Source organism: Thermostichus sp. OS-CIW-33 (assembly GCF_054059615.1).
In genome coordinates this window covers 148,202-164,579 of sequence record NZ_JBSSCH010000006.1, presented here as the reverse complement: position 1 = coordinate 164,579, position 16,378 = coordinate 148,202, and the positions used below count along the sequence as shown (strand labels likewise).

Below are 16,378 nucleotides of genomic sequence, written 5' to 3'. Positions count from 1 at the left end.
TCTGCCGTTTCTTCCCCTGGAGACTTAGCAGTTGCCCTGCCGCCGGGTTTTGATGTCCCTTTGGGTACCTACCATATGGGTGACCCTGCCTTTCGGTTTCCCTGAAGGGGGGTTGGCAAACCTTGCAAGCAGCTTTGGCTCTTAATTTCGTTTTCTTGTTAGAGATTTGCGATGGCTACCTACAACCCTAGTTGCAGCCAGCGTTCTTCGCTAGCCTCCGTGCTTCTAGCCTCCTTCCTAGTAAGAGGGGGCGGCTGCCTGTTCTTTTTCTTCCGAACCCTATGATGAAACTGTTTGAACGTTGCTCCCAGTCAACTGCTTCCATTCGCTTTACCATAACACTTCGCAAACAGTTCGCAGGAGCGGAATTGTCGCCCAAGCCTTTAGCGGGTTAGCCGCCTCAGGGGAATCTGCGGGTAAGTTCACACTCTCTTTGCCCCTAGGGATAGGTCTCTCCACCAGCAATCTAGGCCGTTGGCTGTTCCGACTACTCCACTGCAGCTTTGGCTTCCTTCTCTTTGGCTGCCTTGGCAGCGCGCATTTCCGCCAAAATCTCTTCGGGTCGTTTACCGGCACGCTGGGATCCGGCAGGTAAGTCGTGGGGATCGATCACCCCTTTGGGCAGATAGGCAAACTCCCGCAGTGGGGTCACCATTGGGTCCTCAGTTACCTTGGAGGGCAAACGGCCCATCGCCACCTGATGGTAGTTGAGGTCGTGGCGGTCGTAGGCGGCCAGCTCATAATCCTCAGTTACCGAGAGGCAGTTGGTGGGGCAAAACTCCACACAATTGGCACAGAAAATGCACACCCCAAAATCAATGCTGTAGCTGTAAAGCTCTTTTTTCTTCAGCTCTGGGTTGTAGGCCCAATCCACCACTGGCAGGTCAATTGGGCAAACCCGAACGCAGATCTCGCAGGCAATACACTTGTCGAACTCGAAGTGGATGCGTCCCCGAAAGCGCTCAGAGGGGATCAGCTTTTCGAAGGGGTATTGCACAGTTACTGGGCGCCGACCCATGTGGTCGAAGACAACCCCCATCCCTTGGCCGATGTACTTGGCGGCTCGGAAGGCATCGCCCACATATTCTTTGACACGCTTTAGAAAAGTCATGGTCTATGTTCTCCCTCTCTGGCCTCTTTACTTCTCATTCAACCCCCAAAAAAGGTGGGGAAGGCGAGCTTTAGGGCTGCCGTCAGCAGCAAGTTAACAAAGGATACGGGCAGCAAAAACTTCCACCCCAAGTCCAGCAGTTGGTCAATGCGCACCCGCGGCAAGGTCCAGCGCAGCAGGATGGCCAAGAAGATGAAGATAAAAGCTTTGACCATCGTCATGACAATGCCTAAGGCCGCCGCGCCGATCTGCAAGAAAGGGTTATCCAAAGGAATCCCGGCAAGTGCAGCAATCGTTTCCACCGGCACCACAAACGACCAGCCCCCCAAGTACAGCACTGCCGCAATCAGAGAAGCCAGCAGCAAGTTGGCGTAGGATCCCAGATAAAAGAGGGCAAACTTCATGCCGGAGTACTCCGTTTGGTAACCGGCTACCAGCTCTTCTTCTGCTTCCGGCAAATCGAACGGGATCCGCTCCGTTTCCGCCAGAGCCGAGATCAGGAAAATGACAAAGCCAATGGGCTGCCGCCAGACGTTCCAGCTCAGAATGCCCAGGCCACTCTGCTGTTCCACGATCCCCACCGTGTCCAGACCGTTGCTCATCAGCACCACGGCCAACACTGACAGGGCCAGCGGCAGTTCGTAGCTGATCGATTGAGCTGCCGCGCGTAGCCCACCCAGCAAGGAGTACTTGTTATTGGAACCGTAGCCCGACATCAACAAACCGATGGGTTGCACGCTGGAGGTGGCGATCAGGAAGAACACGCCAATGGCAATGTTGGAGATCAATAGGTTCTGGCCAAAGGGAACCACCAGGTAGCACAAAAAGACGGGCAGGAAAACCAATATCGGCCCCAGCGTAAACAAGACTGGGTCGGCCAAGATGGGCAGAACATCTTCTTTGGTCAGCAGCTTGATGCCGTCGGCAATCGGGATCAGCACCCCCTGAGGGCCAGCCATGTTGGGGCCAATCCGCTGTTGGGCTGCTGCCGAGATCTTGCGCTCCAGCCAAGTCATGACCATCACCCCCAAGGTGGCGGCGATGATCAGCAGCAACATCGGCAGGGGCATCCAGAGGGCATGGGCTGCACCTGCTCCCAAGCCTAGGTTCTGTAGGGCAGTCTCGAAGCCAAGTTGTAGGTCGATACCAGCGTTTGTCATGGGGGTGAGTAGCTCCCTAGAGATGGCGGGTTGGGTAGGGTTTGGGATCCCTGTAGCTAAGTTTTCCCGTTGGGATCCGATTGGGGGGGACGGTTGCGGCGGCGTAGCTCCTGCTGGATGATGGCCTGAAGGCGAGCATCAGATAGCTCTTCCGCGCGGCGGCGCCTTTCCTCTTGGTACTTAGCCCATTGCTTGGGGCCGATAACCGCAGCAATGACAGACACAATCAACAGCGGCAGAACCAAGATCGCCCAGGCCATCGCCTTTGTCCTCGCTTTCCGTAAGTATCTTAGCGATTCCTAGCGATCCACCTCGCCCATGATGATGTCAATGCTGCCGAGGATGGCGATCATGTCGGCTACCTTCATGCCGCGAATGAGCTGAGGCAACACTTGCAAATTGACAAAGCCGGGGGGACGGATCTTCCAGCGCCACGGGCAGACGTTGTCGTCACCCACGATGTAAATGCCCAGCTCCCCCTTAGCGCTCTCCACCCGCACGTAGGCTTCCCCCTTGGGGATCTTGAAGTTGGCCGAAGGCTTTTTGCTGATGAACTGGTAGTCGCCTTTGTTCCACTCCGACTTCGGCCCCTCCAGCATGCGCTTGGCTTCTAGGTTTTCAAAGGGGCCGCCCGGCAGAGCCTTCACCGCTTGCTGCACGATCTTGCAGGACTCGCGCATCTCTTTCATGCGCACCCGATAGCGGGCTAGGCAATCCCCTTCGGGATAAACGGCCACCTCCCAGTCGAAGTCGTCGTAGCATTCGTAGTGATCCACTTTGCGCAGATCCCAGTTGACGCCACAGGCCCGCAGCATGGGGCCGGACAGCCCCCAATTGATGGCATCCTGCTTGGAGATGGTGCCCACCCCTTCCAGCCGTCGGCGGAAGATGGGGTTGTCGGTCACCAGCCGTTCGTACTCATCCACTTTGGGCAAGAAATACTCGCAAAAGTCTAGGCATTTTTCCGTCCAGCCGTAGGGCAAGTCCACCGCCACGCCGCCCACCCGGAAATAGTTGTTGTTGATCAAGCGCATGCCGGTGACGGCTTCAAACAAGTCTAGGATCCACTCCCGCTCCCGCATGGCGTAGAGGAAGGGGGTTTGGGCGCCCAAATCCGCCAAGAAGGGACCAAACCAAAGCAGGTGGTTGGTGATGCGGGTCAGCTCCAGCATGATCACCCGTAGGTAGCTGGCCCGTCTGGGCACGCTGATCCCGGCCAGTTTCTCAACGGCATTGACGGTGATGGCCTCGTTGAACATGCCGGCCCCGTAGTCCCAACGGGAGACGTAGGGCAGGTATTGCACCACCGTGCGGTTTTCGGCGATTTTTTCCATGCCGCGGTGCAAGTAGCCAATCACCGGTTCGCAATCGACAATGTTTTCACCGTCTAGGGTGACCAGCAGGCGCAAAACCCCATGCATGGAGGGATGGTGCGGCCCAAAGTTGAGCAACATCCGGTCGGTACGGGTCTCGATCATGGGCATGGGCATAGCCGCCGCCTCCGCAACTGAAGAATGTTTATGGTCTGCAACATTTGCAGTATAGCGGTTTTCTTCTGCCTTCTCGGGATCCCATGCCATCAAGGATCCCAATCCTCGATATTGAAAATCTCCAGGGGAACTCAACTAGAGTGAGAGAAAAAGGAGGGAGACCGATGGCTATATCCCGTTCACCCGCGAATGGCCCATCCCGGAGAGAGCAGCAACATCCGCAGTATGCCACCGACCGGGCTGTGCTCGATGAGCTGATGGTGCAGGCCCAGGAGAGGCCCCTCTCGGATTGGGTACTGGCGGAAGTTGCCCGTTTGCGCATCCGTTACCACGGCTTCCCCGGCGCCTGGGATCTGCAGCGGGATTTGGATCAAATCCTGGAACAGTGGGGCCTGAGCGAAGAAGAGCTGTTCGCCCGGACTCGCCAGATCCATGCCCGCGGCCAGGTGTACGACCGCAGCTTTAGCACGCGAGACGACTGGGCCTAGTGGAGGGTTTGGGTCGGGATCCCTTACCCCCCTGAGAGAGGGGAGTTTGCCGGTTGTTCATGAGACGTGAAGCTGCTCGGCAAAGACAGGATCCAAAGGCACATCCAGGGCGGCAATCACCTTAGTCCAGAAGTTCATAAAGCCAATCCAAGCCGATAGCTCCACCAGATCTTCATCTGACCAAATGGCTTTTAGCTGGGCAAAGAAGCTATCGGTCACCACCATGCTGGGCACGGTCATCCGCTCAGCGTACTCGATGGCCAGCTTTTCCGCCTCGGTGTAGAGGGTGCTGGTGCGGGCCTGGGCCACCGCCGCAATTTTGGCAGGGGAGGCGCCGTACTTTTGCGCCTGCAGGGTGTGGTAGGGAAGGCAGTAGTGGCGGCAGCCGTTGATTTGGGCAATGCGGATGCTGACCAGCTCCTTCAGCTCTTCAGGCAAGTTGGGGTTTTGGGTGTGCAGCGCCCCGTAGAGGTTCATCACGGCTCGCATCAGTTGGGGCTTGTGGGCCATCACCTGCAGGGGGTTGAGGGCGGTGCCGTAGGTTTTTTCCAGGCTTTCGTAAACCTTTTGCAGTTGCTTATCGGCTTTCTCTGGGGTAACAGGAGGGATCCGCATGGACAGTCTGTAAAATTGCAGCATTCTCGACTTTAGCGCGTCTGGGGGATCCGCCCAAGCCTGAGGGGCGCTTCACGGTCTGGGGGAGGGATCCCTTCTCCCGTTGAGAAGGGGGCCTTGGTCTTTTGGTTTCGTTCCAGACACTCCTGCAGGGCTTGCAACCTGTCAAGGATTGCCCAAGGATTGCTCAACGGCTTCCACCTGCTGCTGGGTGGCTGTGGCCCCTTGGTTGAGGGTTTGCTGCAGTTGATCCCGAGATTGGTAAATCTGCAGCGGCCCACCTTGAGGGATCCCTTGCTGGGCAGCTTCTGGGCTGGCTTGCTCTGGTCTCGGCTCCGAACTCAGCGGGTTGCGATAGAGGCGGTTAACCAGCAAAAATCCCACCAGCACCACAGCAGTTGCCACCAAAAGCCGAACCATACTCGGATCCCTTGCAAGCATCTGGTTCTAGAATGCCCAAAAAGAGGAGCAGGTATCCGATGTCGGGCAAAGTTGTGCAGGCTTCCCAGCCGGTACGGGTTGGCATTGGCGGCCCGGTGGGATCTGGAAAAACCGCTTTGGTGGAAAAGCTCTGCTTGGCGCTGCGGGACCACCTGTCTTTGGCGGTGGTGACCAACGATATCTATACCCGCGAGGATGCCGAGTTTTTGGTGCGGGCCAAGGCCCTGGAGGCAGAGCGGATCATTGGCGTAGAGACCGGCGGCTGCCCCCACACCGCCATTCGGGAAGATGCCTCCCTCAACCTAGACGCCATTCAGGAGCTGGAGCGCCGCTTTTGCCCCCTGGATCTCATCTTGGTGGAATCGGGGGGGGACAACTTGGCGGCTACCTTCAGCCCGGAGCTGGTGGACGCCTGCATTTACGTCATCGACGTGGCCGAAGGGGACAAGATCCCGCGCAAAGGCGGGCCGGGGATCACCCGCTCCGACCTGCTGGTGATCAACAAGATCGATCTGGCTCCCTATGTGGGAGCAGACTTGGGGGTGATGGAACGGGATGCCCGTCGCATGCGGGGAGATAGGCCCTTTGTCTTTACCAACCTGCGCACGGGTGAGGGGCTGGAGCAGGTTCTCAGTTGGCTGGAGCGGGAGGTGCTGTTTCGCCCCATCAAGGCCGACCCCCCCTCGGTGAGCCGCCTGTGAACTTCGGTAAGGCCATCTTGAAGGCAACCCGCCGAGGCGACCATACCCACATTTGGGAGTATTCTCAGGCTCCCTTGCAATGGCTGGGATCCCCTGGGGAGCCACCTGTGTACTACCTGCGCAACCCCAACGGCGGCCTGCTGGGTGGGGATCGCCACCGGATCGAGATCGGGCTGGGGCCAGGCTCGGCGCTGGAAATTCGCACCCAAGGGGCAACGCGGCTGCATCCCGGCTTGATTCGTCAGCAGGTCAGGGTCAAGCTGGCCTCCACCAGCCAATTGATCTGGATCCCTCACCCGACCATTCCGGGGGCAGGGGCAGACTTTCGCCAGCAGGTGCAAATTGAGCTGGATCCCACAGCCCGCCTGGCCTATGCCGAGATCTGGACTGCCGGACGGCTGGCCATGGACGAACGCTGGCAGTTTGAACATCTTGCCAACTGCTTGCAAGTTTGGGTCACTGCTGGGATCCCATCCTCCCCCGAGGGGAGAAAACTCTGGCTGCAGGAACACATAGACCTGCACTTTCCCCATCGGCAGGTCTCCGCCGCGTCAGTGCTGGGATCCCATCTCTGTTGGGGATCCCTGTACTTGCTGGGGGATTGGCCGGAACCCACTTGGCTGACCGTTCACATCAGCGGAACGGAGTCCCCATACTGGCTGGTCAAGTCTCCGGATCCCATCTGTAAGGGTTGGATTCTGCGCCAGGTGGGGCCACAGGCAGAGGCCATTTGGCGGCATTTTGGCCAGGTTGCACTACAGCTTGCTCGAGCTAAGGGTGGCTCACCCCAGGGGTGGTAGACTAAGGCTGACTCAAACCAACCGGTTGACCCAAGGCCGGGACGGAGTCCTTTGAACGCTGCTCAACGGATTCTCAGACGCTCTGTCCTCAGGGGGCGAAGTCGCTGGCTGCTCCTCTACGAGAAGGGGATGGCCCTGCTGGCCCTGAGCAACCTGTGCTTGGTGCTCTTCGACATGAGCTACGTGCCTGGGCGAGATTTTTGGCTCCAGGGTCGGGTGCAAATTTTTGGCGCCTTTGGTCCTCCCATTCCGCTGCCGATTCTCTCCGAAGAAACCAGCCGTTCCCCGGTGACCGACCTATACGATCCCATCAAAGGTATCGAGCCCAACCCCGAAACCCAGCGCTACTTGGCCTTGGTGGATGAGCTGCGCCAGGTTACCCTGCGGTTTGGCGTGGAGTCGGAAGCGGCAGCACCAATCCTGGCCCGCTTGCGGGAGCTCAGCGACGAGATGATTGAGACCAATCCCTTTCAGGGCGCCAACAAAACTGGCCAGTTTGTGCGTATCCTCAATTTGATGCGGGAGCACATCCCAGAAGCCGACTCTGCCAGAGCCGCCTTTGCCCGCTTTTGGACTGCTGAGTACTTGGCCAGCGCCGATCCCGCAGATGGAATTGAATTTTTCCAGACCCGGCTGCGCCCCCTCTTCGAGACCAACTATTTCCGCCCCATTGGTGAGAGCGGTAACCCTGTTGACTTTTTCCCGGTGCTGGATTTTCCCTTCGTGCTTCTGTTTGGGCTGGAATTTTTGCTGCGCACGGTGGCCATCAGCCGCCGCTACACCGGCGTCAATTGGCTGGATGCCATGCTCTGGCGTTGGTACGATGTGCTGTTGCTGCTGCCCTTTTGGCGCTGGCTGCGGGTGATCCCCGTCACCATCCGGCTGGGACAAGCACAGTTGCTGGATCTGGAGCGGGTACGCGCCCAGGTGAGCCAGGGCTTTGTTACCAACTTCGCCGAGGATCTGACGGAAGTCATTGTCGTGCGGGTGATCAACCAAATCCAGGTATCCATTCAGCGGGGATCCCTGCCCCTGCTGCCGGCAGCGCGTACCCAGCGCGACTACATTGATATCAACAACACCAACGAGCTGGAGGCGATTGCCAACCTGGTTTTTCGCATTGTTCTCTACCGCGTTTTGCCCCAGGTGCAACCGGAATTGCAACAACTGCTCCGCTACAACCTGGATGGCCTGCTCAAGCAGTTGCCTGCCATGCAAACTCTAGAACAGCTTCCCGGCCTGGGATCCCTGCCTGGCCAACTGACGGAGCGCCTGGCCAACGAGCTGACCACCACCACCTACAAAACCCTGACGGGCAGTTTCGAGGATCCCGTCGGCTCCAAGCTGGCAGCGCAACTGATGCAGCGGTTTGGTGAAGTCTTGGCACGAGAACTCACCCAGGAGCACGCTTTGGAGGAAATTCGCTCTCTCCTGCAAGACTTGCTGGAAGAGATCAAGATCAACTACGTCGAGCGGCTATCCCACGAGGATCTGGAGGAGGTGATGGAGCAAACCCGCCAGCTTCGGCAAAAGGCCCAGCAACTGGAGAAAGACCGCCGCCGATAGAGTTCGGGGGATTGGTTGACGAGGTTTCGCCAGTTCAGTAGGATAATGGTTCCAAGTCGGGCGAGTGGCGAAACTGGTAGACGCACCGCACTCAAAATGCGGCGGGAAACCGTGTCGGTTCGAATCCGACCTTGCCCATGCTCCTCAAATCTGTAGGGCTCGCCGCTTTCTGTGTTTGGTAGGTTGATCCGTCTTGCCTCTTCTCACAGGGGTTTGGTGATAGAACCAGCCAAGCCCTTCTGGAGCAGGGTGCCGGCGGGACGGAGTCCTTAGATAGGGCAGCCAGAATCGGGCTCATCCTGCATCCTAGAGATGAAGCTCTAGCCGCTAAACTGGGGAATCATGGATGCAACTTTGGAATCTTTCTTTGCCTCTGCCACCCGAATTGGGCTAGGTCTGGCAGGCTTGCTGGCTGTGCTCACCCTGCTGGCCTGGATCCGCAATTGGCCCTTGAAGTTTGCGCTGGTGGGCTACACGGCGTTTGCGCTGGTTTTAACAGCGGGATGTTTTGCCCTCAGCTTGGGGCCGATCTTTCGCTCCCGCATTCCCGGTGCTGCCCCCTACACCACCGTCTATGACCAAGGGGCGGATCGAGCGGTTATTGCTGTCAGCCCGGATATCACCCCAGAGCAATTGATCCTCACCCTGAAGCAGGCGGCCAGCGATTTGGGATCCCCGGGCCGCTTCTCCACCGGTTCGCCGGTGTTCACCTTGCGGGCCCGCACCGTCATCCATCCCGAGCCGGGAGTTTCCGAGCCGTTGCTCTTGGGCACGCTGCAACAGCCGTTGGGAAAGCGCCTGCGCACCCCAGAAGAACAACAGCAGCAGCAGATCCATCTGGAGGAAGAGGCCTTTGCCCGGCTGCGGAAGTTGGCCCAGGGTCAGGCTTCTGCCGCCTTGTCTGCAGAGGGAGCGGAAGAGCCAACCACCGGGATCCTACTTGCCCAGTCTTGAGCGCTGAGCCAGCGGCGCAGATCCTGTCCCACCCGGTCGGGGATCTCCCAGGGAAAGAGATGAGCCACGTTGGGATAGACAATGCAGGTGCAGTGGGGCAGGGCGCGGGCTGTGGCCAGGCTGCTGTTGGCGGTGATGTGGCGATCCCGCTCGCCGGCCATAAGCAGTACCGGGATGCGAATTCGGTGCAGATCTCCCTCGCGGTTGTAGCCCCGTTGCAAAGCGGCGCGCAGAGCTTGGCGAGCCTGGGGGGAGGTGTGCAGATAGGCGGGCAAGGCCATGTGCGCCAAATACCGATAGGCCGTTGGGGTCTGTTGCTGCATCAGGTAGCGGTAAAGGGAGCGACGGCCAAAGGTCTCGATGTTCCATTCCCAGCCGGGCCAAAGCCAGTTGAGCAGCGAGGCAACGCCGGTGTTGACCTGATCCCAAAAATCGGTGGGGGGATGGTTGCTGCGGGGGCAGGCGGCACTGGCCACCAAGACCAAACCCTTTACCCGCTGCGGCAGCCGCAAAGCCAACTCCAGGGCCAGGATCCCGCCCAAGGACCAGCCCAGCACCAGACACTCCTGCCAGCCCAGGCGATCCAGCAGCCGCTCCAAGTCCTCTAGGTGATCCTGCATCTCAAAGGGATCCGTCACCTGGGAATGCCCGTAGCCACGCAGATCTGGCGCCACACAGGGGTGGATCCCCGCCACTGCCTCTGCAAATACCGCCATGCAGTCGGCATTGCCCGGATGGCCGTGGAGCATCAAGATTGGGAGAGAGGGGATCCCTTTTCCCCAAGTACGGTAGTGGAGCTGCAGGCCCATCGCGTCAGCAGTGCAGTTCCCGACTGCTGTAGGCATAACACTCTGGATAGCATCTAGACAGCAGGGTTAGGCGCTGGCCGCCTTCTTCGGAGTGGGCTGGAGCTTTACCCCGTTGGGAATGCAAATTAAGTTTTGATCCAGCACCTGCACAAACCCTTTCGAACGCAGGGATCCCAGAAGACGAGTCACCGTCACGCGGGTGGCCCCAATGGCATCCCCAATCTGGGCATGGGTAAGGGGCCAGGGGAGATACATCCCTTGTTCACAGGGCTGTCCATACTCTTCGATCAACAGGCTCAAGAAGCCCTTGAGGCGATCGATGGCGCGCCGTTGGCCCAGATTTCCCAACCATAGCAGCTTCCGTTGCAGTTGCTGGCGGAAGTTTTCCTGAATCTTCTGGTGCAGATAGGGCCACTGCTCCAGATCCTGCCAGTAAAACCACATCACCGTGGTGCGATCGGCGTGGGTGCAGGCTTTCAACTCAAAGCGCTCTGGGTTGCTCAGCTCAAAAGGAAATCCAGCCGTGATGAACCCAACAAAGACCTCCCGCCGCTCTGGAGTTTGGCTGACCAGGCGCACCACTCCCTCTTGGGTGATGTACACCAATCCCGGACGAGTGGGAATGCGCACGTCTTTGGGAAAGGTGCGACAGCGGTAGTGCTCCTCGGCCCACTGGCAAAGCTCACGCCATTCCTGAGCCTCTGTTGCCGATGTGATGGAAACAAGTGACATGAGATCAACTTCCTGTCGCTCGAGCGACCTGATGGGTTTTACAGACTTTCCAGCTTTACCCGGCTGTAGGCTATGCAACGCTTCCGCGTTCGCGCCGGCGGTGCGGAGCACCTACACGTCAACGGGACGGAGTCTTAGGAAGATGGGGATGGAGAAACAGCAAGATACACACAAGAAGGCAAATACAAAGAGGAAGGAAACCGCAGGGTTTACTTTACCTTAGCTTCATAATGGCACTTGACCTCATAGGGTGACATTGTGTTCCTACTGATATTGTTCAAAAGGCTACGTCCAATAATAACCCCAAGAAGCCGTAAATTTTCAGATTCTGCCGCTGAACTCGGCTACCTGGGGGATCAGCGCAGATCATTGGGTCAGACTGGTGTATGTCTAAGGGCGGGTGTGGGGTGGCTGGGATGAATATTCTCATCAGCAACGACGATGGCATCCAGGCGGCAGGGGTGCGGTGTTTGGCGGCAGCGCTGGCCCAGCTGGGGGGGCACCAGGTAACGGTGGTCTGTCCGGATCGGGAGCGCTCGGCCACCGGCCACGCCCTGACGTTGCACAAGCCGCTGCGGGTGGATCCGGTGCGGGAGGGATTTCCTCCAGAAGTGCAGGCCTGGGCCTGTTCGGGCACCCCTTCCGACTGTGTCAAGTTAGGTCTGGACGGGCTATTGGATCGTCCTCCCGATTGGGTAATTTCCGGCATCAATCAGGGAGCCAATCTGGGCACGGATGTGCTCTACTCCGGCACCGTCTCGGCGGCAATGGAAGGGCTATTGGAAGGGATCCCTAGCCTGGCAGTAAGCTTGGCCAGTTTTACCCATCAGGATTTTCAACCAGCGGCCCAGGTGGTGCTGAAGCTACTGGAGAAACTGAGCCTGAAACCCCTGGGGGAGCCGATGCTGTTGAACATCAACGTGCCCCCCCTAGCGCTGGCTGAAATACGCGGCATGGTCTTGGCCCGCCTGGCCTGGCGCAAGTACACAGATCTCTACGAGAAACGGGTGGATCCGCGCGGCAAGGCCTACTACTGGCTAGCTGGAGAGGTGGTGGAAGAGGAGGTGGATCCCTGTTCGGACGTGCGGGCGGTTGCTGAGGGCTATGTGTCGATTACGCCCCTGCAGCCGGATCTAACGGCCTACGCGGCCTTCGATAGCCTACAGCGCTGGGGCCTCTCAGCCTTTGGCTCATGAATTTTAAGCCGGTGAGCTGGGGTCAGCGCCGAACAATGTCATCCCCTCCAAATTTTGGGTCGAACTCGGCGGGAAAGCGGGTGTTGGCACTGTAGATTGCCCCTTCCAGAAAAGCGCTCTTTAGGTTGTCCATCGACAGATTGGCCCCTCGCAAATCCGCCCCCGTTAGATCCGCCCCACTTAGGTCGGCGCCACGCAAATTGGCCCCACTCAGGTTGGCCTCGCCCATCATAGAGGAGACTGCGTAGAAACTCCCGTCAGCGCCAGCAATCGTTTCGCCACCCCTTCGGCAACCGGCATGACCGACAGTCGCGTGCCCCGTCGTACTACTTCCAGCTCCTCTGGGGTGAAGGTGTCTCGCAATTCAGCCAAAGGGATCAATCGCCCAAAGGCTGAGACAAACCGCACTCGCACCGTATGCCAGCGGGGATCCTCGCGGTTAGATTTGGGATCATAGTAGGGGCTGGCAGGGTCGAATTGGCTGGGATCCACCACCTGGGTTTCCAGGATCTCCATCAAACCGGCAATTCCGGGTGGCTCGGCATTGGAATGGTAGAAAAAGGCGCGATCCCCAGGCTGCATTGCCTTCAGATAGTTGCGGGCTTGGTAGTTGCGCACGCCATCCCAAAGGGTTTGGCCCTCCCGCTGCAAATCCCAGATGCTATAGATGCTGGGCTCAGATTTCATCAGCCAATAGTTCATGGGGCACTAAGCTCTGGGAGCAGATAAAAGGGAGCAACGGGCAGCAAACTCGACAAAGTTTTGCAACATCTGCAAGCCAACAGGGCCCGACTTTTCGGGGTGAAATTGGGTAGCAAACAAGGTGCCGCGGGCAATAGCGGCTACACAGGTTTGGCTGCCGTGTTGGGTGGTAGCAGCCACCCAGCTTGGGTCATTGGGCACTGCGTGGTAGGAGTGGACAAAGTAAACCCAGCTTTGATTCGGGATCCCTGCCCAGAGGGGAGAGTGGGCTTGGGTGAGTTGCAGTTGATTCCAGCCCATGTGAGGGATGCGCAGGCCCGCCTCTGGCCGAAAGCGCTGCACCCGTCCAGGCACAATGCTCAGCCCTGGCTCTGTTCCCTCTTCGCTGCTTTCGAACAAAACTTGCAGCCCAAGGCAAATGCCTAAAAAAGGCTGTTGCCGCTCCACAGCTTCCCGGATCGCTTTCCCAAAGCCCCGCGCCCGCAGCTGCTGTATGGCTGGGTCAAAGGCCCCATCGCCGGGCAGGACAATGCCGTCAAAAGCCGCTAGTCCAGTTGGCTCTGTTACTAGCTGCACCTCAGCTCCGGCCCGCTCCAGCCCTTTGCAAGCCGAATGCAAGTTTCCGGCATCATAGTCGATTACCGCCAGGCGCACAGCTCCCATGGGATCCCTCCTCGTGAGGAGTTTCGGAGTCTATCAGTATAGTGGTTCTATCCCGTTTGAGCTGACCCATGGCTGTGGCAACGGCTTTGCACAATCCCACTCCGACCGATACTGCTCTGCAATGCTGCCGCGACCAGGTTGATTGGCCTGAAGCAGCTTACCTGCACATCCCTTTTTGTCGGCAGCGCTGCCACTACTGTGATTTTGCCACGGGCTTGGGCACCCGAGAGTTGATAGAAACTTACGTGCAGATGCTCTGCCGGGAGATCGGCGGCGCCTACCGCTACCGCCATCTGGCCGGGGATCCCAGACCGTTGACCAGCATTTTTTTCGGGGGTGGCACCCCTTCTCTGCTGACGGTGGAGCAAGTGGGGCGGATTTTGAACGAGCTGAAAGAGAGGATCCCGTTTCATCCCGACTGCGAGATTTCTCTGGAGGCCAACCCCGGCACCCTGACGCGGGAGCAGTTGGCGGGCTACCGGGAGCTGGGGGTCAACCGCATCAGCCTAGGGGTACAGGCATTTCAGCCAGAGCTGCTGGCCGCTTGTGGTCGCCTGCATGGAGTGGAGGAAGTTTACGAAGCCGTGGCCGACTTGCAGGCGGCGGGCTTTGAGAATTTCAACCTGGATTTGATCTTTGGGCTGCCCTACCAGACTTTGGAACACTGGCAGCAGTCTCTACGAGCTGTTCTTGAGATTAACCCCACCCATGTCTCCGTCTATGATCTGACGATTGAACCGGGAACCCGCTTTGGTCGGATGTACCGACCGGGAGCAGCACCTTTGCCCAGCGAGGAAACCACAGTTGCCATGTACCTAATGGCGCGGGAGCTGCTCACCGAAGCGGGCTACATCCACTACGAAATCTCCAATTTTGCCCGCCCCGGCTACGCCTGTCGCCACAACCGAGTGTACTGGAAAAATCGCCCTTACTTTGGCTTTGGCATGGGATCCGTCGGCCACGAGGGGGGACGGCGCATTCAGCAGCCCAAAACCCTTTACCACTACTTCGAGCAGGTGAAAGTCGGAGTCCACCCTCTCCCTCCTGAAGCATCCCCAGAGGAAGTTTGGATGGATACTTTGATGTTGGGGTTGCGTCTAAAGGAAGGTCTGGATTTGTGCCATTTACAGGAGCGTTTTGGCCACCCAAAGGTCGAGCAAGCTTTGGAGAGGCTGGATCCCTATTTTGAGAAGGGATGGGCCAGTTGTGAGGCAGGCCGGCTACGGCTGATTCCGCCCGATGGCTGGCTATTTTCCAATGAGATTCTCAGAGACTTGCTGGCTTGATTCCGACGGTTACTTTCACAAGATTTCTCACCAGAGCCCCCTATCCCAATTGGCCGAAAACTCAAGCTTTGAGGAGCGTAGGCCATCACCATTTCCAGCAGCCATTAAACCCAACATTTCACAGATCCTGAGATCTCTAATCTTGCAAGAGGGGTTGAGGGGAAAGATACGGAAGCCCAGAGGATCCCTATCGATAGTTGACAAATTGCAGCGCCACCGGGTAGTCCTGCTGCCTAAGCATTTGAATGACCGCCTGTAGCTCGTCTTTATCCTTGCCGGAAACGCGCACCAGATCCCCTTGAATGGCGGGCTGCACCTTCTTAAAGTTGTCGCGGATTTGCTTGGCGATCTGTTTGGCCAGCGTGGCATCAATGCCCTTTTTCAGGTGAACCACCTGGCGCACTCGGTTGCCGCCGGCGCTCTCCGGCGGTTGAAAGTCGAAGATCTTCAGGGATAGACCCCGCTTGGCCGCTTTGGTGAGGAGCAGATCCCGAATGGAGTTGAGGGCCATGTCGTTGGCGGTGGTGATGGTCAGGGATCCCTCCTCCAGCTCAATTTCCGTCTGAGTATCCTTGAGGTCGTAGCGCTGTTTGATCTCCCGTCGGGCTTGATCCACAGCGTTCACCAGTTCCTGCCGATCGAAATCACTGACGATATCAAATGAGTAGGTAGAGGCCATAAACCTTATCTTCGCTATCGTTCAGTATCTTAAGCCCTCAGCCAAGCAGGGATCCCTAACTCTCGGAGAAGCTACAACAGGTAGAAGGATCCCAGTCCAGATTTGCGGAGAAGCAGGATGGCCGATGTTGTTTTAATTACAGGCGCCTCTGAAGGCATCGGCAGAGCTACTGCCTTTGCCTTTGCCCGTGGGGGTTACCGATTGGCGCTGGCTGCCCGCACTGCCGAAACCCTGAAGCAAACGGCCATCGACCTGGAGCAAAGCCTAAATGCCGAGGTCTTGGCCGTTCCCACCGATGTCACGCAGCCAGAACAGGTGCAAAACCTGGTGGAGAGAACCCTAGAACGCTATGGCCGCATCGACTGCCTGATCAACAACGCCGGCATCTGCATGAGTGGCCCTTTTTTGCAAACCACCCCGGAGCACTGGCAGGCTCTGATGGCGGTCAATTTTTGGGGCTACCTCCACACCATTCGAGCCGTGCTCCCCGACATGTTGAAGCGCAAAAAAGGTCAGATCATCAACGTGGGATCCATTGGCGGCAAAATGCCCCTGCCCCAGATGAGCGCCTATTGTGCCAGCAAGTACGCGGTCAGTGGGCTGACGGAGGCGCTGCGTCTGGAACTGCAACCCCAAGGGATCCAGGTGATCGGCGTCCATCCGGGCATCGTCAGCAGCAATTTCCTCAAGCGAGCCATTTTTCTGGATGAGGTGGGGCCAGAGTCCTCTCCCGATGGCCACTCCCAAACCTCAGGTGGCAAAGCCCGCGAGCAAATGCAACAGGCGCTGGAGAGTTTCTGGGCCAGCCAGCCGGAAGAAGTTGCCGAAGCCATTTGGGACGCCGCTCGCCAGTCCAAGTCAGAGGTGGTGGTGGGCATGGCCCAATGGGCGGTAGGAGCTTACACCCTCTTCCCCGGATGGGTCGGCTCACTGCTCCAGAATGTTCCTCGCTAGGTCAGGTTCTTGGGTGCTGGATAATAAGCGG

20 protein-coding genes and 1 tRNA gene are annotated in these 16,378 nt (G+C 58.2%); 9 read left to right on the top strand and 12 right to left on the bottom strand.

Going from position 1 to position 16,378, the window contains the following annotated elements; translation table 11 throughout:
- Positions 1-487: 487 nt before the first annotated feature.
- From ndhI to ACVWZG_RS06635, 4 genes are read right to left on the bottom strand one after another with little or no spacing between them, the layout of a single operon-like run.
- Positions 488-1,111 carry an NAD(P)H-quinone oxidoreductase subunit I gene (gene ndhI, locus ACVWZG_RS06650; RefSeq protein ID WP_457405761.1) on the bottom strand — a complete coding sequence of 208 codons (624 nt, stop codon included), beginning with the start codon at positions 1,109-1,111 and terminating at the stop codon, positions 488-490.
- Positions 1,112-1,149: 38 nt separating this feature from the next.
- Complete coding sequence (gene nuoH / locus ACVWZG_RS06645) at positions 1,150-2,271, bottom strand: NADH-quinone oxidoreductase subunit NuoH (protein WP_414331864.1); 1,122 nt, start codon at positions 2,269-2,271, stop codon at positions 1,150-1,152.
- 56 nt (positions 2,272-2,327) lie between these two features.
- Positions 2,328-2,531 carry a hypothetical protein gene (locus ACVWZG_RS06640; protein ID WP_011432507.1) on the bottom strand — a complete coding sequence of 68 codons (204 nt, stop codon included), beginning with the start codon at positions 2,529-2,531 and terminating at the stop codon, positions 2,328-2,330.
- Between the two features lie 39 nt (positions 2,532-2,570).
- Entirely contained in the window at positions 2,571-3,755 is a 1,185-nt protein-coding gene (locus ACVWZG_RS06635; RefSeq protein ID WP_414331873.1) for an NAD(P)H-quinone oxidoreductase subunit H, read from the bottom strand.
- A 170-nt stretch (positions 3,756-3,925) separates the two neighbouring features.
- Here ACVWZG_RS06635 and ACVWZG_RS06630 point away from each other — a divergent pair, with 170 nt between their 5' ends.
- The gene (locus ACVWZG_RS06630; RefSeq protein WP_414383787.1) at positions 3,926-4,249 is read left to right on the top strand and encodes a DUF3288 family protein; all 324 of its coding nucleotides are present in this window, start codon (positions 3,926-3,928) and stop codon (positions 4,247-4,249) included.
- Positions 4,250-4,306: 57 nt separating this feature from the next.
- Here the strand turns inward: ACVWZG_RS06630 and ACVWZG_RS06625 are convergent, their stop codons facing one another.
- Together ACVWZG_RS06625 and ACVWZG_RS06620 are read right to left on the bottom strand one after the other, a co-directional pair.
- Positions 4,307-4,864: a carboxymuconolactone decarboxylase family protein gene (locus ACVWZG_RS06625; RefSeq protein WP_414352218.1), complete on the bottom strand. Its 558-nt coding sequence runs from the start codon at positions 4,862-4,864 to the stop codon at positions 4,307-4,309.
- A gap of 165 nt (positions 4,865-5,029) precedes the next feature.
- Complete coding sequence (locus ACVWZG_RS06620) at positions 5,030-5,284, bottom strand: hypothetical protein (RefSeq protein WP_414331870.1); 255 nt, start codon at positions 5,282-5,284, stop codon at positions 5,030-5,032.
- 59 nt (positions 5,285-5,343) lie between these two features.
- On the opposite strand from ACVWZG_RS06620, the gene ureG reads away from it, so the two are divergent.
- The 5 genes from ureG (at position 5,344) to ACVWZG_RS06595 (ending at position 9,326) form a co-directional block, all read left to right on the top strand.
- A complete protein-coding gene (gene ureG, locus ACVWZG_RS06615; RefSeq protein WP_457405759.1) occupies positions 5,344-6,006 on the top strand; it encodes an urease accessory protein UreG in 663 nt (220 codons plus the stop codon).
- Positions 6,003-6,806 (top strand): urease accessory protein UreD, encoded by an 804-nt coding sequence (locus ACVWZG_RS06610; protein WP_457405758.1) that lies wholly within the window; start codon positions 6,003-6,005, stop codon positions 6,804-6,806. The genes ureG and ACVWZG_RS06610 overlap by 4 nt, the downstream gene beginning before the upstream one ends.
- 51 nt (positions 6,807-6,857) lie before the next feature.
- Entirely contained in the window at positions 6,858-8,372 is a 1,515-nt protein-coding gene (locus ACVWZG_RS06605) for a hypothetical protein (RefSeq protein ID WP_457405756.1), read from the top strand.
- 58 nt (positions 8,373-8,430) lie between these two features.
- Positions 8,431-8,510: transfer RNA gene (locus ACVWZG_RS06600), tRNA-Leu, on the top strand.
- A gap of 204 nt (positions 8,511-8,714) precedes the next feature.
- Entirely contained in the window at positions 8,715-9,326 is a 612-nt protein-coding gene (locus tag ACVWZG_RS06595; protein WP_457405755.1) for a Ycf51 family protein, read from the top strand.
- Here ACVWZG_RS06595 and ACVWZG_RS06590 read toward each other — a convergent pair.
- Complete coding sequence (locus ACVWZG_RS06590; protein ID WP_457405753.1) at positions 9,254-10,171, bottom strand: alpha/beta fold hydrolase; 918 nt, start codon at positions 10,169-10,171, stop codon at positions 9,254-9,256. The genes ACVWZG_RS06595 and ACVWZG_RS06590 overlap by 73 nt on opposite strands.
- 30 nt (positions 10,172-10,201) lie before the next feature.
- A complete protein-coding gene (locus ACVWZG_RS06585; protein WP_011432518.1) occupies positions 10,202-10,867 on the bottom strand; it encodes a Crp/Fnr family transcriptional regulator in 666 nt (221 codons plus the stop codon).
- Between the two features lie 416 nt (positions 10,868-11,283).
- Here ACVWZG_RS06585 and surE point away from each other — a divergent pair, with 416 nt between their 5' ends.
- A complete protein-coding gene (surE, locus tag ACVWZG_RS06580; protein WP_414328916.1) occupies positions 11,284-12,063 on the top strand; it encodes a 5'/3'-nucleotidase SurE in 780 nt (259 codons plus the stop codon).
- Positions 12,064-12,085: 22 nt separating this feature from the next.
- Here surE and ACVWZG_RS06575 read toward each other — a convergent pair whose 3' ends face one another.
- The 3 genes from ACVWZG_RS06575 to hisH are packed head-to-tail and all read right to left on the bottom strand — an operon-like array spanning position 12,086 to position 13,428.
- Positions 12,086-12,295: a pentapeptide repeat-containing protein gene (locus ACVWZG_RS06575; RefSeq protein ID WP_414328915.1), complete on the bottom strand. Its 210-nt coding sequence runs from the start codon at positions 12,293-12,295 to the stop codon at positions 12,086-12,088.
- Complete coding sequence (locus tag ACVWZG_RS06570; protein ID WP_457405751.1) at positions 12,292-12,765, bottom strand: EVE domain-containing protein; 474 nt, start codon at positions 12,763-12,765, stop codon at positions 12,292-12,294. Before ACVWZG_RS06570 ends, ACVWZG_RS06575 begins: the two co-directional genes overlap by 4 nt.
- A gap of 6 nt (positions 12,766-12,771) precedes the next feature.
- The gene (gene hisH, locus ACVWZG_RS06565; RefSeq protein ID WP_457405749.1) at positions 12,772-13,428 is read right to left on the bottom strand and encodes an imidazole glycerol phosphate synthase subunit HisH; all 657 of its coding nucleotides are present in this window, start codon (positions 13,426-13,428) and stop codon (positions 12,772-12,774) included.
- Between the two features lie 68 nt (positions 13,429-13,496).
- Between hisH and hemW the strand changes: the two genes are divergently transcribed.
- Positions 13,497-14,714, top strand: a complete 1,218-nt coding sequence (gene hemW / locus ACVWZG_RS06560) for a radical SAM family heme chaperone HemW (RefSeq protein ID WP_457405748.1) — start codon at positions 13,497-13,499, stop codon at positions 14,712-14,714.
- Between the two features lie 187 nt (positions 14,715-14,901).
- Here the strand turns inward: hemW and ACVWZG_RS06555 are convergent, their stop codons facing one another.
- Entirely contained in the window at positions 14,902-15,393 is a 492-nt protein-coding gene (locus ACVWZG_RS06555; RefSeq protein ID WP_011432526.1) for a YajQ family cyclic di-GMP-binding protein, read from the bottom strand.
- 117 nt (positions 15,394-15,510) lie between these two features.
- On the opposite strand from ACVWZG_RS06555, the gene ACVWZG_RS06550 reads away from it, so the two are divergent.
- Positions 15,511-16,347, top strand: a complete 837-nt coding sequence (locus ACVWZG_RS06550; protein WP_457405746.1) for an SDR family oxidoreductase — start codon at positions 15,511-15,513, stop codon at positions 16,345-16,347.
- Positions 16,348-16,378: the final 31 nt, after the last annotated feature.

What these genes read in the sequence shown, in the direction of transcription:
- hemW (WP_457405748.1), top strand. Translation starts at nt 13,497, where the DNA reads ATGGCTGTGGCAACGGCTTTGCACAATCCCACTCCGACCGATACTGCT.
- hisH (WP_457405749.1), bottom strand. Translation starts at nt 13,428, where the DNA reads ATGGGAGCTGTGCGCCTGGCGGTAATCGACTATGATGCCGGAAACTTG.
- ACVWZG_RS06635 (WP_414331873.1), bottom strand. Translation starts at nt 3,755, where the DNA reads ATGCCCATGATCGAGACCCGTACCGACCGGATGTTGCTCAACTTTGGG.
- ACVWZG_RS06585 (WP_011432518.1), bottom strand. Translation starts at nt 10,867, where the DNA reads ATGTCACTTGTTTCCATCACATCGGCAACAGAGGCTCAGGAATGGCGT.
- ACVWZG_RS06620 (WP_414331870.1), bottom strand. Translation starts at nt 5,284, where the DNA reads ATGGTTCGGCTTTTGGTGGCAACTGCTGTGGTGCTGGTGGGATTTTTG.
- ACVWZG_RS06555 (WP_011432526.1), bottom strand. Translation starts at nt 15,393, where the DNA reads ATGGCCTCTACCTACTCATTTGATATCGTCAGTGATTTCGATCGGCAG.
- ACVWZG_RS06625 (WP_414352218.1), bottom strand. Translation starts at nt 4,864, where the DNA reads ATGCGGATCCCTCCTGTTACCCCAGAGAAAGCCGATAAGCAACTGCAA.
- ACVWZG_RS06570 (WP_457405751.1), bottom strand. Translation starts at nt 12,765, where the DNA reads ATGAACTATTGGCTGATGAAATCTGAGCCCAGCATCTATAGCATCTGG.
- ACVWZG_RS06595 (WP_457405755.1), top strand. Translation starts at nt 8,715, where the DNA reads ATGGATGCAACTTTGGAATCTTTCTTTGCCTCTGCCACCCGAATTGGG.
- surE (WP_414328916.1), top strand. Translation starts at nt 11,284, where the DNA reads ATGAATATTCTCATCAGCAACGACGATGGCATCCAGGCGGCAGGGGTG.
- ACVWZG_RS06630 (WP_414383787.1), top strand. Translation starts at nt 3,926, where the DNA reads ATGGCTATATCCCGTTCACCCGCGAATGGCCCATCCCGGAGAGAGCAG.
- ndhI (WP_457405761.1), bottom strand. Translation starts at nt 1,111, where the DNA reads ATGACTTTTCTAAAGCGTGTCAAAGAATATGTGGGCGATGCCTTCCGA.
- ureG (WP_457405759.1), top strand. Translation starts at nt 5,344, where the DNA reads ATGTCGGGCAAAGTTGTGCAGGCTTCCCAGCCGGTACGGGTTGGCATT.
- ACVWZG_RS06550 (WP_457405746.1), top strand. Translation starts at nt 15,511, where the DNA reads ATGGCCGATGTTGTTTTAATTACAGGCGCCTCTGAAGGCATCGGCAGA.
- nuoH (WP_414331864.1), bottom strand. Translation starts at nt 2,271, where the DNA reads ATGACAAACGCTGGTATCGACCTACAACTTGGCTTCGAGACTGCCCTA.
- ACVWZG_RS06640 (WP_011432507.1), bottom strand. Translation starts at nt 2,531, where the DNA reads ATGGCCTGGGCGATCTTGGTTCTGCCGCTGTTGATTGTGTCTGTCATT.
- ACVWZG_RS06590 (WP_457405753.1), bottom strand. Translation starts at nt 10,171, where the DNA reads ATGCCTACAGCAGTCGGGAACTGCACTGCTGACGCGATGGGCCTGCAG.
- ACVWZG_RS06575 (WP_414328915.1), bottom strand. Translation starts at nt 12,295, where the DNA reads ATGATGGGCGAGGCCAACCTGAGTGGGGCCAATTTGCGTGGCGCCGAC.